This is a genomic window from Staphylothermus marinus F1, from assembly GCF_000015945.1.
Lineage (GTDB): Archaea > Thermoproteota > Thermoprotei_A > Sulfolobales > Desulfurococcaceae > Staphylothermus > Staphylothermus marinus.
In genome coordinates, this window is sequence record NC_009033.1 from 133,788 (window position 1) to 149,725 (window position 15,938).

The window sequence follows — 15,938 nt, forward strand, 5'->3', positions numbered from 1 at the left end:
GTGGAGCATGGTATGGCTGCTGAAGCTGAAAATCAAAAAGGTTTTTTCTCTTCTCCTCACCAAGAAGGCAAGGATACCATTCTTAAAGTAGTCGGTATTAGTAAGAGATTTCCAGGTGTTGTAGCACTAGACAACATAAGTTTGGAGATCGAGAAAGGAACAGTACATGCATTGCTCGGTGAAAACGGTGCTGGTAAATCAACATTTGTGAAAATACTATATGGAATATATACTCCTGACGAAGGCGAAATATATGTTGAGGGTCGAAGAGTTACCATTGCAAGCCCTATGGATGCAATAAGTCTTGGAATAGTAATGGTTTCACAATCACCTGTTATTATAGATAGATTAACTGTAGCAGAAAACATAGTTTTAGGAGTAAAAAGATACGGCTACTACACTCGTGTAAGCACAGCAAGAGAAAAAATTATTGAGGTATCGAAGAAGGTAGGCGTAAAAATAGACCCAGACATGGAAGTATGGAGACTTAGCTATACACAGAAACAATTAGTTGAAATTGTGCGTGCACTCCTCTTAGGAGCAAAGCTATTATTGTTAGATGAAGCAATAACATATTTACCATTAGAGGAGAAGAAGAAATTCTACAAATTTATTCGTGAATATGCTGACTCCGGAGGAACAGTTGTACTTATAACGCATAAAATACCTGAAGCAATGGATGTAGCTGATAAAATAACTGTTCTGAGAAGAGGAAAACTTGTAGGAACCGTATCGGTTAGAGAAGCAACAGTAGATCAGATAAGAACAATGATGTTTGGTGAAAGGAGCGGAGAAATTACATATGAAAGACTACTACCTGGCAACCCGACACAACCAATTCTAGAAATCAAGGATCTATGGGTTAGAGGAGACTTTGGAGGATTAGCTGTTCAAGGAGTATCTCTAACTGTGAGAAAGGGAGAGGTTGTTGGAATAGCTGGTGTGGCAGGTAATGGTCAAAAAGAGCTTCTACAAGCAATAGTGAGGCTTAGACCAATAGAAAAAGGTAAGATAATATATGATGGGGTAGATATCACTAATAAGACGACGCACTATATGAGAATGAACGGTGTAGGATACATTCCAGACCTACCTGCAAAATATGGTGTAAGCATAGAGAACAATATTTTGGAGAATCTAGGGGTCTTACCTAATTTTGTCTCAGAAACAATAAACTGGGGCAAACTTAAAGCATTAGCTTTCAAACTAATCAAGGAATTCGAAATAAAAACGCCAAGTCCTGAAACACCTGTTAAGTTCTTGAGCGGCGGTAATATAATGAAGGTGCTTGTAGCAAGGGAGCTTACCACAGCAAGTAAGCTGTTAATAGCATATAATCCTACGAGAGGTCTTGATGAAGCTACTGCGATCAAGGTTAGAAGAGTAATCAAGGATAAAGTAATAAATCAAGGAATCGGAGCATTAATTGCCAGTGAAGACTTAGACGAAGTTTTCCAAATAAGTGATACAATAGTAGTAATGAACTCAGGTAAAATAGTAGGTGTATTCCCAGCTGATAAAGCTAAGCGTGAAGAAGTAGAACACCTCATGGTGATGTAAACTATGGAGTTCCCCTTTAGCATGGTCATAGTTCGTAGAGTAAAACCTCTCCCATACTGGATAACCCCTATATTAGCATTGATAGTAGGATTATTAATATCGATAATAATACTCTATGGAATGAGTGGTGGACAAACAACACCATATGATGTATTAGCATCTATAAGCTATGGATTCGTAAATATTGGACTATTAGCTAAAACATTCTCTTTACTAACAATAGTTGGTATAGGATTACTGGTAAGCTTCAAGGGAGCTATCTGGAATATTGGTGGCGAAGGACAATTCTATATGGGTGTGCTTGTAGCAACGTGGATTGCATTATTTAGTGGATTAGCAATGGTTGGATTAGCGGCGAAGACAGCTATGATCATATTGGGATTATTGGCTGGAGCTTTTTGGGCACTTATAGCAGCATTGCCTCGAGCATATCTTGGCGTAGACGAAGTACCGATAACTTTGATGATGAATTATATAGCTTATTATATTGTAGATTATCTATCATCGGGTGCTTGGAAAGAAAGACATTACGGATACTATAGAACAGTGACTATACCTCAAACAACATGGTTTAATCCAATAAAAATAGGCAACATACCAGTAACTATATCCTACGAATTATTGACTATACTTGTAATAGTATTTGTGGGTGTATGGTTATTATTTAAGTATACAAGTTTGGGATTAAGAATTAAGATACTAAGTAGCAACCCTGATCTGTTGAGAAGTAGTGGAATAAGTGTTCCTATAACCATATTGTTGGCGCTAACGATTAGTGGATTAATTATAGGGATAGCTGGCGCTAGTTATCTAGCACAAGTATCTCATAATATTAGTTATCCAGTAGAAGAAAAAACACCGGTATATGGATATACAGGTATTCTAGTGGCTTGGCTGTCTATGCTTGAATTATTTGCTGTACCAATAGCAGCTTATATTATGAGCGCGCTCTACAATGCAGGCATACAAATGCAAGTAATAGGTGCCGGTGGAGCAGCTGTAGTAAACGTCTTCATAGGCAGTATTCTGTTAACATACGCAGTTTTAGTTACGACATCTGAGTATCAGATAAGAATAATTCGTAAGAAGAAGAGGTGATCATGATGGATGGAGTTCTCAGCCTACTCGCGGGGATGAGCTCATTATTCCTAGCATACTATCTAGCAGCATTAGGGCATGCAATAGTTGAGAAGAGCGGCGTACTAAATCTGGCAATAGACGGCGTATTCGTATTGTCCGTATCAACAGCTTTCGCAACGGCAGTTTACACACATAACAATATCGGCGCTGCATTAATTGTATCCATGATTATAGCTCTGATTTTCGGCGGACTCATGGCATTTCTAGTGACAAAGTTCCCGATCAGCCACGGTGCAACCGGTTTATCACTAATGTTCCTAGGATACGGCTTAGCAAGCCTAATAGGATTACCCGCCAGAAACTTACAAGGAAGAACCGGGATAGAAATAGGGTATACACTAGACATAACAAATCCCATGTGGATCGGAGTATATGTAATAACAATACTACTAGGAATAGCATTTCTCTACATAATCAATAAGACAAAGCTTGGAGCATCAATAAGAGCAGCAGGAGAAGACCCAGCTGCTGCTGAAGCACTAGGTGCAAACGTATTATCAGTAAGGCTAATAGCTGGCATCATAGGGTTTGCACTTATAGGATTAGGAGGAGCAATATTCGAAATAAGCTATACACAAGTATGGAGCGAAGGACAAGGACTGGGACATGGATGGCTTGCCTTCGCAATATCATTGAGTGCTGGAAGACACCCATTACTAATACTAATATCGGCAGGTGTGTTCGCTGGACTGGTCAATTATATGACTGCTATCCAAGCAGCATATAGTCTACCACCAGATCTAGCTAAGATGTTACCATTCGTAGCAGCTATATTAGCCATGGTAATCTTCATGGCAACACCTCTGAAGAGAAGATTAGCACCACCAAAGAGTCTAGGAAAGATATACTTCAGAGAGGAAAGAACAGTCTAAATTTAAAACTTTTTTCCTCTTTATTTTTATTATTTGATTCATGCTTATTCTCTATTATTACAATACCTTGAAAATGCTAAACTATATTTACGCTTGATACATGAGAATCTATAAATGAAATATATAACTAGGTGGATTAGCAAGAATACCGATCGAGGAATGAAATATTGAGCAAAGCTATGATCATATTTGCTTCGCTAATAGTAATTGGTACAATGCTGATATTTTACTCAATATTATTTCTACAGACAACAACGACAGCAAGTATTGAAAAATATGATAGAATAAGTCTTCCCTATAAAACCTATATCTCTATCCCAATATATCTAAATAATAATGATAAATTATTGTTTAATTATACTACGATGCCTAAGAGAATTAACATAACTGTTCTATTGTCAGATAGTTCTGCATTATACTATATTAGTAAGGCTTATAATTTGACAGATCATATTGGGAGAAACTACACCTATGAAGGTATGCCTGGAAAATATTATTTGTTATTAATTAATAATGCTGGAGACAATATTACAGTGGAATATTCTCTTCTCATATATAAACAGAGAACTACCGAGAAATATCATGGCCTTGTATCTATAACTGGTTCCTTCCTGGTATTGATCGGGATTTTATCGATCTTTTATTTAAAAATGAAAGAACTAACAAAGAAATACCCGGATCATCTTTATTCTGCAGGAATAGAATGTTGGTCAACTAAACTATATAAGCATAGATGTAATATTATTATTCCAATAATTGATTCTGAAACACTAAATATTGTTGATAGAGTTCTTAGAAGCTTAGGTTATGTTATGAAGAGAAAACTAAGTGAAACTATTATTGTTTATGAAAAGAAGACAGGATTACTAGAGAGGTTCCGCAAAAAACCTGTTGAATTACTTGTAACTATTGAGGAACCGTATCTCTCAATGTATTATGATGTTTGGCCTATAGTAGCCTCTGGGTCAAAAGATTTAGGTTGGATTATTAAGGAAGCAGAAACAATAAGAAACGCGTTATATAGTGAACAAATGGATAATAAAAATAAAATCAAAAAACAAGAATAATCTAGTATTGGCTGAGATGACGAGGAATCCCGGGTTATTAATGAGGAGGCCGTATAGGCCTACCAGTGATAGGGGCCCCGCATAGCTGATCATTTCTATTGCTACATCATGGAAAGTCTTTTTATCTTAGTTGTTATAGTAATATTTATTCGGTGAGAGCAATGGCTAAATTCAAAGTTACAATTGATCCCAGAGATAACTGTATATCAGATATGGTATGTGTATCGATATGTCCAGACGTCTTCGAGATGAATCCTGAGGATAACAAGAGCCAAATAGTTGAGAAATGGAGAGTTGAGGGCAACATTGCTGTAGGAATTGTGACAGAAGATCTTAAGAGCTGCGTCGAAGACGCTGCAAACGCGTGTCCAGTACAGATAATTCATGTAGAACCTGTAGCTGAGTAACGTGCTTAAAATAATCAATGAGCCTATAAAATAAATTTTTTACACATTCTCACTTATAGAGTAAAGTAGTAGTTTTCTAATCTTTTCCCGATCCAGTACCTTTTTATCCCATAGATCAATTATCATTTGCAGAATTGATGCTAGCTCATGATCTCTTACACGAATAATGTATTCATCTACTTGTTTAGCATATTCTAGAACATTTTTCGATAAATCACTTAGTTTATCTCTATCAAAACCAACATCGTCAATAACTATTATGTCATGGCTTTCAAGCATCTTCCTTATTTCCCCTGGAACAACATGTTTTGATACTAGAAACAATTTGTCAGGGTTATAAATGGACTTGTAAAGCTGGACAACTCTAACTTCATTTAAACGAACCCCTCTATGACTACTTATTTTCTCAGCTACTTCATGCCTAGTTACCCCCAATACATCTGCTAATCCATCCCATAATCCTTCAATCCACCTGTTTCTCCATTCCTCGGCACTTAGTGGTTTAGCTAGAGGTCCCCGAACATCTCTTACTCTCTTATACCAGTCTGGTAGCTCTTTAAACTCTATTATTAGATCCGGCCTCTTAACCGGAGGAGAATTTTCTGGATCAACTATGTCGTATATTCTTCCACCATATACCATAATGTCTGGTCTTAGAGCAGTATATAGTCCCCAGATCTTCTCTAGATCCCCTGTATCTCCCCAAGCGAGAGGTCTTGGGGCTTCTATAAAAAAGCTTATGCTTCCATGTCCTGGTATATCGAGGACTAGGTTTGGAGGGATCCATCTCAGCTTTTGCTTACCGCTTCTTTCCAGATTTAAAACATTGTGTTCAGGATATATGACAATTGTTCCTTCACGATAAATATTTATTAGAAGAGCTAGAAATCCCCAGTTTTGATATAATGTTCTAAGATTTGTTCTTAAACTGGTATTTACTGCCATCATGGATTTTTCAGCATACTCCTCGAGGCTCAGCTTACCTCTTTTATAATCATGAGTGTAAATAAATAGTTTCTTCTCTAAATGCCTAAGTGGTTCCTCGATAAAACTTCTAAATTCTCTACTATAAGTGATAGTGTAAAAACTATATAGTTTCTTAACCTGTTCAGAAATCTCTTTTAATCGATCAACCCATAAATATGCTTCCTTAACACTATTGCCCAGATAACAATTAACAAAACATTTTGCCTGTCTTGCCTTGTTATTACATCTTTTAACACATTCAATAGCCTTAGCGACTCCTCTAATCTTTTTTCTCACAGAAATTCACCCTGTATTAAACAATTATTTTTTACATGAAAAATAATTGTTTAAACGGTTTTATTAATTGAAAACTTGCATTATTGAGCTATTTTAAACAAAAATTCTTGTTTCCATGAATAATGGTGGAACAGATCATAATAAGAAGTTAACTTGTTTATATTGGAAAAACTAATATACAATGATTTTGGTGTGGATTATGCCTAAATTGCCTTACTGGATATATGATCTAGCGGAAGAAATACTTATGGAAAGTATTAAGTACACGACTGTTCTCGGCGAAGCTTACGAGGATCTAGTAAACTACTATGCCAGTGTACTTAAGTCCCATGGTATACATGTAACAATTCATCGAGTACCTGACGAATATGTTAAAGAAAAGCTCAGCCCTGAAATGAATCCTGATAAGCCAAGATATATATTACTATCGAGAATAGGTGACTCAGATAAAGTCCTACAATTTAATGGTCACTATGATGTAGTATTTCCCGGGGAAGGATGGAAAGTTACTGAGCCATTTAAACCCATTAAGAAAAATGGTAGAATCTATGGGCGTGGATCCACAGACATGAAGGGAGGCATAGCAGCCTTCCTGGCAGCGATGATTTATTTAGCCACCATCAGTGAGGAGCCGCCTATAAGTGTTGAAGCAGCAATTGTTCCCGATGAAGAAATAGGCGGAGCTACTGGAACCGGGTATTTAGTGAATGTATTGGGTAGTAAGCCTACATGGGCAGTCATAGCTGAGCCTAGCGGCTTAGATAATATATGGCATGGACATAAAGGACTTGTATGGGGAGAAGTAGTTGTAAAAGGTAAGCAAAGCCATGGCTCCACACCTTGGCTTGGAATAAATGCTTTCGAGAAAATGGTTTATATTGCAAAATACTTGATAGAAAACTATCTACCAAGATTAAAGGAAAAAACAAGTAAATACGAATACGACTTGCCCGAAGGCAAATACCCAACAGCGACATTCGGAGGAAAACTATCAGCTCCGGGAAGCATAAATATTGTGCCTGGACAGGTATCATTCAGTATTGATCGCAGATTAATAATAGAGGAAACCACAAACGAGGTAATCAAAGAACTCAACAAATACATTGCAGAAGCGGCTAAGACATTTAAGGCAGAGGTTGAACTCAGAATAGTTGAGAAAATGGAACCCGCCTTTACTGATCCCGGTTCTGAAATAGTTGAAGCACTCGCAAAAGCTATAAGAATGAATATAGGTGTAGAACCTAGAAGAACAATTTGTGTTGGAGGATTAGATCTGAGATATTATTCACATAAGGGGATACCAGTAGCAACTTATGGACCCGGAGAACCAAGTATGCCTCATAAAGTTGATGAATACATAGAAGTTGAAAACCTACATAAAGTAATAGATGTATACGTAGACTTAGTCAATATACTTGGAGGAGGCTCGTCGAAATAATGTAGTGAAAGTTAATTATTTTATTGGTGAAATAATGAAGAAATACCAGAGAATAATTGAAAACAAGAATACTAAATTAATAGCTTTTTATTCCAGGCTTATCAATTTTTTAGAGGACATACTAGAAGATGCAGAATGCGATAATGTCTATATATCTATTCCTCAACATTCCTTTTCAAGTACTATATTTGTTGACGGTTCTAACTGTAGATACGATCTATTAGATAGTATCAATGCTTTTGCAGAAAAATATGATATACAAGTAGATATTGGTAAAGGAAATATCGAGTTAACCTCACTCTATTACAAGGTTGTCGAGGAATATAAACAAAGTCTCCACTATATTATGAAAGAACTTGCAGTTAAATCGCTAGTTAATAATATAGAATACTATCTAGGAATACTGTTTAATGGTAAGGGTTTTCTTGTTGAGGGAGAAGAAGATCGCGTTGTTTTGCCTAACATTCCACAGTGTTTTTCTTCACATACTCATCCTTCAAGAATTCCTATTCCTAGCCGTGCCGATATAAAGTCAATAATTAAATTATTTTTAGATAGAGGAGTAGCACATGCTATAGAAACTGTTGGTTCTACTCTAGTAATTTATCGTACGGGTCCTTTAACTATTGACGACTTAGATATAATTAGGAATGTTGAGAAATCTAATAATATAATTAAAGCTTTGGAATTGCTTTCTAGGACGGGTAATATTAAAATCCTCTACCTATAGCATTCGTGTACAAACTACTATAGACTATTGTCTAATTATATGAGAAACAGAAAGTCTTTAATAACGTATTTTATTATTAATACGGATAAATTATATATTAGAAATAACTAGTTGATAAGTGATAAGTTAGCTGATTAGATAATATTATGGGGTAATTTATGACACTTAGAATACTGATAGCTAACAGAGGAGAAATTGCGGTAAGAATTGCTAGAAGTGTAAAGGAGCTTGGATTCATACCTCTAGGCATATATACTGTAGAGGATAAGAGATCTCTTCACAGAAAATATATGGCGGAAGATATAGAAGTTCCAAGTTATTTGGACATCGATGAAATAGTTAATGCAGCAATAGAATTAGGTGCAGACGCTGTTCATCCAGGATATGGGTTCCTTAGCGAAAATCCATTATTTAGTAAAAGAATAATTAAGAAAGGATTCATTTTCATAGGTCCTCCCCCAGAAATCATGGAACTCGCCGGTGATAAGGTTAGAGCAAAAGAAATGGCTGCAAAAGCAGGAGTACCAACTCTGCCTTGGATGATCGTGGATGATCCGAAAGAAGTATTAGAGTTTGGAAGAGAGCATGGTTTTCCAGTAATACTTAAAGCAGCTGGTGGAGGCGGGGGAATGGGGATAAGAATAGTGGAGAGAAAAGAAGATGTTGAAAGACTATTTGAACAAGCTAGGAAAGAAGCTGAGAATGCATTCAAGGATCCAAGATTATATGTTGAACCTTATATTGAAAATCCTAAGCATATAGAAGTGCAAATACTCGGAGATGGGGATAATTATGTTCATCTATATGAGAGAGACTGTAGCATACAGAGACGCCACCAGAAAATAGTGGAGGAAGCTCCTTCACCTGTATTAAATAATAATCTAAGAAAAACCATTACTGAAGACGCTGTCAAGCTTGCTTCACATATAAAATATATTAATGCTGGTACAGTTGAAATGCTTTTTGATATGAAAACCAAGAAGCACTACTTTATGGAGATAAATGCAAGATTACAAGTAGAACACCCAGTAACAGAAATGATTACAGGGATAGATATAGTTAAACAACAGATCATAATTGCAACTGAGGGAACATTATCTCTGAAACAACATAGAATAAGTAGGCGTGGCCACAGCATAGAAGCCAGAATTAATGCTGAAAACCCAATAACACTTATGCCCAGTCCTGGAACAATAGGAACATATCATGAACCTTCAGGTCCAGGTGTTAGAGTAGACTCAGGAGTAACTAGTAGAAGCTATGTGTCTACTGAATATAATCCATTGATTTCAAAATTAATTGTGTGGGGAACAAGTAGAATAGAGGCTATTAGAAGAATGAAGAGAGCATTAAACGAATATATTATTACGGGTATACAGACAAACATACCTCTCTTAAAAGCAATAATCAATCACTCAATATTTATAAAGGGAACTCATACAACAAAGTTTCTCGAAACATATTGGAAAGACATTAAAGAGTTTATCAGGAAAAAAGAATTATTACACATGATAATCTTGCTCGCATTAGTTGCTAAAGGAGATTCAAGAATAAGATCCCAGCTTGTTTCTGGAAGTAGATTTGCAGCATATATTAATGGAGTAGAACATACACGTGTAGAATCTATTAAGAGAAGAGCATGGCTATACTGGGCGATGTTGAAAGGAAGAGTTAGTAGGAAGCGTGGTAGGAGGAAAAAGTAACTATTCTTCAAAAAGACTCTTATATTTTGCTTATTTCGTTACGTATTATCCTGGAGATCTTAAATATTTTAGATTTTTATATTCACACATAGAATTTTTAAGATCTATATATATTATTATACGTTACATACATATAGATATACATACATTATCGCTAGGTTTAAATACGCATTAACTCATATAAAGACAAAGAATAAATAATATCTAAAAATCCCGAAGATACGGGGTGTAATTAAATGAGTAACGTACCCAAGGAGAAAAGATTCATTGTATGGTTAGATGAAGTTACCAAAGACGATGTAGTTCTTGTAGGAGGTAAAAACGCTAACCTCGGAGAAATGATTCGAGCAGGCATACCTGTTCCACCGGGATTCGCTGTGACAGCTTATGCATACAAGTACTTCATAGAAAAGACAGGCTTAAAAGACAAGATCTATCCGCTTCTAAACAGTATTGATGTAAATGATAAGAAAGTATTAGATGAAACAACAGCTAAGATTCGTCAATGGATAATGGATACACCAATGCCCCCCGAAGTAGAAGAGGAGATTAGGAAATACTATAGAGAACTAGCTAAGAAAATAGGGATGGAACCAGAAAAACTACGGGTAGCCGTTAGAAGTAGTGCTACAGCAGAAGACATGCCTGAAGCAAGCTTTGCTGGTCAGCAAGACACTTATCTCAACGTATATGGGGAAGACAATGTTGTATACTATGTTAAAAGATGCTGGGCAAGCTTATTCACGAGCCGTGCAGTATTCTACCGTGTAGCACAAGGCATTCCACACGAGAAATCCCTAATGAGTGTAACTGTCCAGAAAATGGTCAATAGTAGAACTGCAGGTGTAATGTTCACACTTCACCCAGTCACCGGCGACGAGAAAGTAGTAGTTATTGAGGCTAGCTGGGGACTCGGCGAATCCGTTGTAGGAGGAAAAGTTACACCTGATGAATGGGTTGTTGATAAACAAACTCTTCAAATAGTTGATCAGAAGATTCACCATAAAACTCTAGCCATAGTATTTGATCCTAAGAAAGGCAAAAACGTAGAGATTAGATGGGATGAAAACAAACAAGCATGGGTAAGCGAGGAAGGACCAGTAGATATTGAAATGGTTAAGCATTTCCATCCTGACAAGCCAGCATTAAAAGAAGAAGAAGTTAAGAGACTAGCCGAACTAGCATTGCTTATAGAGAAACACTATGGTAGACACATGGATATTGAGTGGGCAGTAGACTATGATATACCATTCCCAGACAATGTATTCATCGTTCAAGCAAGACTAGAAACTGTATGGAGCGTTAGAAAAGAGAAAGAAAAAGCTGAAAAGAAAGCAGAAATTAAAGGAAAGAACATTGTCAAGTTATCCGAAGCCAAAGTACTAGTTCGAGGATTACCTGCCAGTCCAGGTATAGGTGCTGGCGTAGCTAAAGTAATCTTTGATCCCCACAGTAAGGAGGCACAGGAGTTCAAGGAGGGAGAAGTACTAGTAACTAAAATGACTGATCCTGACTGGGTACCATTAATGAAGAAAGCAGTAGCAATTGTTACAGATGAGGGAGGAATGACAAGCCATGCTGCAATTGTTAGCCGTGAATTAGGAATACCAGCAATTGTAGGAACAGGTAATGCTACACAAGTAATAAAGTCTGGAATAGAAGTAACAGTTGATGGTAGTAGAGGAGTAGTATATGAAGGAATAGTGGAGGATCTAGTTAAACCTAAAGAAGAAGTAAAAGCAGAAGTAGCAGGAGTTGGTATAAGTCCAGAGCAATTACTACCCTTATACCCAGTAACTGCTACAAAGATCTATATGAACTTGGGCGAGCCAGACGCTATCGAGAAATATAAGGATCTACCATTTGATGGAATAGGATTAATGAGAATAGAATTCATAATTACTGATTGGGTACAATATCACCCGCTGTACCTGATCGAGCAAGGCAAAGAAAGCTTGTTCATCGATAAACTAGCAGAAGGAATAGCTAAAGTTGCACAAGCAATTTATCCAAGACCAGTAGTAGTAAGATTCAGCGACTTCAAGACAAACGAGTACCGTGGATTAAAAGGCGGAGAGAAATACGAACCCGAAGAAAGAAACCCAATGATTGGATGGAGAGGAGTTAGTAGATATATTCATCCAAAATATGAGCCAGCATTCAGATTAGAGGTTCGTGCAATTAAGAAAGTCCGCGAAGAAATGGGATTAACCAATGTATGGGTAATGTTCCCATTCGTCAGAACAACCTGGGAGCTAGAAAGAGCACTAAAGATCATGGAGGAAGAGGGACTTAAGAGAGGTAAAGACTTCAAAGTATGGGCAATGGCTGAGGTTCCAAGCATAGTGTTGTTAGCAGATAAGTTCGCGGAATACGTGGATGGATTCAGTATAGGAAGCAATGATTTAACACAATTAATATTAGGAGCAGACCGTGACAGCAACATATTAGCCGAAATGGGATACTTCGACGAGAGAGACCCAGCAGTTCTAGCAGGCATCAAGATGATAATCGAGAAAGCACACAGCAAAGGAGCAACTGTGAGCATTTGTGGACAAGCACCAAGTGTGTATCCAGAAATAGTTGAATTCCTCGTTGAAGCAGGAATAGATAGTATTAGCGTTAATCCAGACGCAGTGATCGCTACAAGGAGACTAGTTGCCAGTATTGAGAGAAAAATCATGTTAAAGAGACTAAACAAGATCATGGATAAACTAAATAAGCTAGAACTAGGGTTTTAAGACTAACTAATTTTTATACAATAATCTATATAATACCAGCTTATTTTTATATAATTTCTTTTCTTCTCTTTATTAATACAGTTATTTCTCAATATGGTAAATCGTATATTATTTATTTCCCTCCTTTCATAATCCATAATGTATACAATTCTAACTAATATCCGATCAAGGTGATGTGTGTGGTTAAGAAAATAGTCATCTTAGGTGCAGCTGGAAGAGACTTCCACAATTTCAATGTAGTATTCAGAAATAACCCTGAGTATAGAGTAGTAGCGTTTCTTCAAACTCAGATCCCTGGTATTGCTGGTCGACGATACCCCCCAGCTTTAGCCGGAGAATTATATCCAGACGGTATACCAATACTTAGCATGGAGTATTTAGAAGAAGTTGTCAAAGCATATAATGTGGATGAAGCGTTTCTAAGCTATAGTGATTTAACATATGAAGAATTGGGAAGAGTTCTGAGCAGAGTCGTAGGTCTCGGTCTCAACTTTAAAATCCTGGGACCGAAGGAGACAATGATAGAATCATCTAGACCTGTGATCGCTGTCACAGGCGTAAAAACTGGTGCAGGAAAAAGCAGTGTTTCACGAGAAATTGCAAGAATACTAGTGAATAAGGGGTTCCGCGTGGGCGTTGTAAGGCATCCAATGCCGTATGGTAATTTGGAAGAAATGGTTGTCCAGAAATTTAAGACCTTCGAAGATCTAGATAAGTATAAAGCTACAATTGAGGAGAGAGAAGAATATGAGCACTACATACGTATGGGATTACCTGTCTATGCTGGAGTAGATTATGGTAAATTATTAAGGATAGTGGAAAAAGAAAACAATATTATTTTATGGGATGGAGGCAATAATGACTGGCCATTCTATAGACCAGACTATATGGTAACAGTTGCAGACGCTTTAAGACCAGGTATAGAAGTTAAGAGTTTCCCAGGAGAGATCAATTTGAAACTAGCCAATGCAGTAATTATTAACAAGGTTGACCAAGCAAAACCAGGAGCAGTAGAGACAATTAAAAAGAATATAGTAGAAGTTAATCCTAAAGCAAAGATATCATTAGCTGAGAGCGAAGTAGTAGTTGACAAGCCCGAACTCGTGGAAGGAAAGAAAGTACTTGTTATAGAAGATTCTCCAACAGTTACACATGGAGGAGCACCATATGCTGCCGGCTATGTTGCAGCAAAGAAGTATGGTGGTGAACCCATTGATCCTAGGCCATATGCTACAGAGTTCTTTAAGAAAATATATCGTGAATACCCACATATGGGCCCAGTTCTCCCAAGCACAGGATATACAGAGGAACAATTGAAAGAGCTTGAGGAAACAATAAACCGTGTTCCAGCAGATACAGTAGTACTAGGAACTCCAAGCGACATAACAAGATTGATCAAGATAAATAAGCCTGTTGTAAGAGTTTCATTCAGGATAAAAATTGTTGAGGGACCCAGCATTGAGGAACTTGTAGATGAATTCTTAGAAAAAGCTAAAGCTAAAATAGAGTAAAAATATTTATCTTTTTATCAATAAATAACCTGTTACTCCTATAGCTATCACTACTATTGCCACCGTAATATATAGTAGATATTGCTCTTCGCCTTTTCCGCCGCCACCAAGTATTTGTGTACTGGTTGTTTCAGTGAGTTGATGTGTAGATGTACTAGTTGTAGTTGTACTCTTGGTTGTGGTTGTTATGGTAGTAGTGATAGTAGTGGTCGTCGTGGTTGATATGGTACTAGTTATGGTTGTTGTTGGGGTAACACACTTTAGTTCGATAATATTGTTTTGTGGTTTGTAGACAGGTGAATGATCAGGATCTGTCTCATTATATAGGTATGCATACCAGCTGGTCGCATTTGATTTAATAATGTATTTCTCCCCAGTATCTTCTAGGTTGACAATTGTATTACTATTTGGTGGCACAAATAATTGAATGTAGAGTGAGCCTATGGATAAATTATAATGTATTCTCACCGGTATACTAGCGGATGTATTGTAGATGGTTAATTTAGTGTTATGGATCAGATAAGCGGTATTATTGATTTTCTCAACTCTTAATTCACCGCTTCCAGCTCCCATCTTTACAGGTATATAGGTGAATGTCTGGTTAGGATATAGAATCAAGATCATATAATGATATTCATAATTAATAATTTCGAGATCTTGTTTCATAACATTGTTGGCATATGAGTATAGTGGGGCTCCTGCTCCACCAGTTATTATCCATGTAATATTGTTTTTAACCTGCATCCCCCAGCCATGATAGTGTCCCTGTAAAACAAGTTTTACATGATCTTTGTTCTTGACAATATTCATGAAAATGCTTGATCTCTCATTATCTAGATTATGGTTAACCTTGGGAAATATTGGTCTATGAAACACGAATACTAAAGATCTATTTTCTAAGTCGTTGTAAGCACCTAATATTTGGTTTTTCCAGTTCATGGATAATCTTGTCTCACTATTAATAATAGCAATTCTCCAGTTAGGGATATCATCTATATACATATATTCTGGGCCAAAATATGTTAGCCAATAATTCATTGATTCACTGTGAAGTTCTAGATCATGATTTCCTATTGCAAGCCATATATTTTGTATGCTGGAGTTTTTAAGTATCCAGTAAAATCTTTCGAATTGTTCCTTGGAACCAATACCTAAGTGATCCCCTGTTCCTATAAAGGCTACAGGATATATTTGTTTAGATACATTGACTATATCATAGAATATTTCTGGAGGATTTATATCATGTGTATTTTGTGGTCTATTATCTCCCACTACAACAATTGGATACCAAGGCAGGGTATCTGGAATAACCCATCTAGTCGCATTATATAATGGAGTTATTTCCTGGTTATCTGAGGTAAAAGTCGTATTTGATGTGAACGATGGCGTGAATAGGATTATTGATAATATTAACCCAAATACAAGAATAACTAGACGACTTCTCATAGAACACTATGCACCTCCAAGACGGATTTTTGGTTTTGTATAAATAGTTTTGCCAGTACC

General features: G+C 36.8%; 12 protein-coding genes. 10 read left to right on the forward strand and 2 right to left on the reverse strand.

What is annotated here, in order from left to right; translation table 11 throughout:
• Positions 1-12 precede the first annotated feature (12 nt).
• From SMAR_RS00665 to SMAR_RS00685, 5 genes are all read left to right on the forward strand, one after another.
• Entirely contained in the window at positions 13-1,560 is a 1,548-nt protein-coding gene (locus tag SMAR_RS00665) for an ABC transporter ATP-binding protein (protein ID WP_011838436.1), read from the forward strand.
• 3 nt (positions 1,561-1,563) lie between these two features.
• Positions 1,564-2,658 (forward strand): ABC transporter permease, encoded by a 1,095-nt coding sequence (locus SMAR_RS00670; protein ID WP_244372436.1) that lies wholly within the window; start codon positions 1,564-1,566, stop codon positions 2,656-2,658.
• A gap of 5 nt (positions 2,659-2,663) precedes the next feature.
• On the forward strand, positions 2,664-3,572 hold the full coding sequence (locus SMAR_RS00675) for an ABC transporter permease (protein WP_011838438.1): 909 nt from the start codon (positions 2,664-2,666) through the stop codon (positions 3,570-3,572).
• A gap of 167 nt (positions 3,573-3,739) precedes the next feature.
• Positions 3,740-4,639 (forward strand): hypothetical protein, encoded by a 900-nt coding sequence (locus tag SMAR_RS00680; RefSeq protein WP_011838439.1) that lies wholly within the window; start codon positions 3,740-3,742, stop codon positions 4,637-4,639.
• A gap of 161 nt (positions 4,640-4,800) precedes the next feature.
• The gene (locus SMAR_RS00685) at positions 4,801-5,046 is read left to right on the forward strand and encodes a ferredoxin (RefSeq protein ID WP_011838440.1); all 246 of its coding nucleotides are present in this window, start codon (positions 4,801-4,803) and stop codon (positions 5,044-5,046) included.
• Between the two features lie 39 nt (positions 5,047-5,085).
• On the opposite strand, the gene SMAR_RS00690 is transcribed toward SMAR_RS00685, so the two are convergent.
• Positions 5,086-6,309: a hypothetical protein gene (locus tag SMAR_RS00690; protein WP_011838441.1), complete on the reverse strand. Its 1,224-nt coding sequence runs from the start codon at positions 6,307-6,309 to the stop codon at positions 5,086-5,088.
• A 199-nt stretch (positions 6,310-6,508) separates the two neighbouring features.
• Here SMAR_RS00690 and SMAR_RS00695 point away from each other — a divergent pair, with 199 nt between their 5' ends.
• The 5 genes from SMAR_RS00695 (at position 6,509) to SMAR_RS00715 (ending at position 14,432) form a co-directional block, all read left to right on the forward strand.
• Positions 6,509-7,747 carry a M20 family metallopeptidase gene (locus SMAR_RS00695; RefSeq protein ID WP_011838442.1) on the forward strand — a complete coding sequence of 413 codons (1,239 nt, stop codon included), beginning with the start codon at positions 6,509-6,511 and terminating at the stop codon, positions 7,745-7,747.
• Between the two features lie 34 nt (positions 7,748-7,781).
• A complete protein-coding gene (locus SMAR_RS00700) occupies positions 7,782-8,477 on the forward strand; it encodes a hypothetical protein (protein ID WP_011838443.1) in 696 nt (231 codons plus the stop codon).
• Between the two features lie 158 nt (positions 8,478-8,635).
• A complete protein-coding gene (locus tag SMAR_RS00705) occupies positions 8,636-10,180 on the forward strand; it encodes an acetyl-CoA carboxylase biotin carboxylase subunit (RefSeq protein WP_011838444.1) in 1,545 nt (514 codons plus the stop codon).
• A gap of 236 nt (positions 10,181-10,416) precedes the next feature.
• Positions 10,417-12,921: a phosphoenolpyruvate synthase gene (gene ppsA, locus SMAR_RS00710; RefSeq protein WP_011838445.1), complete on the forward strand. Its 2,505-nt coding sequence runs from the start codon at positions 10,417-10,419 to the stop codon at positions 12,919-12,921.
• 179 nt (positions 12,922-13,100) lie between these two features.
• Positions 13,101-14,432 carry a cyclic 2,3-diphosphoglycerate synthase gene (locus SMAR_RS00715; RefSeq protein WP_011838446.1) on the forward strand — a complete coding sequence of 444 codons (1,332 nt, stop codon included), beginning with the start codon at positions 13,101-13,103 and terminating at the stop codon, positions 14,430-14,432.
• Positions 14,433-14,438: 6 nt separating this feature from the next.
• Here the strand turns inward: SMAR_RS00715 and SMAR_RS00720 are convergent, their stop codons facing one another.
• Positions 14,439-15,878, reverse strand: a complete 1,440-nt coding sequence (locus SMAR_RS00720) for a metallophosphoesterase family protein (protein ID WP_011838447.1) — start codon at positions 15,876-15,878, stop codon at positions 14,439-14,441.
• Between the last annotated feature and the right edge of the window lie 60 nt (positions 15,879-15,938).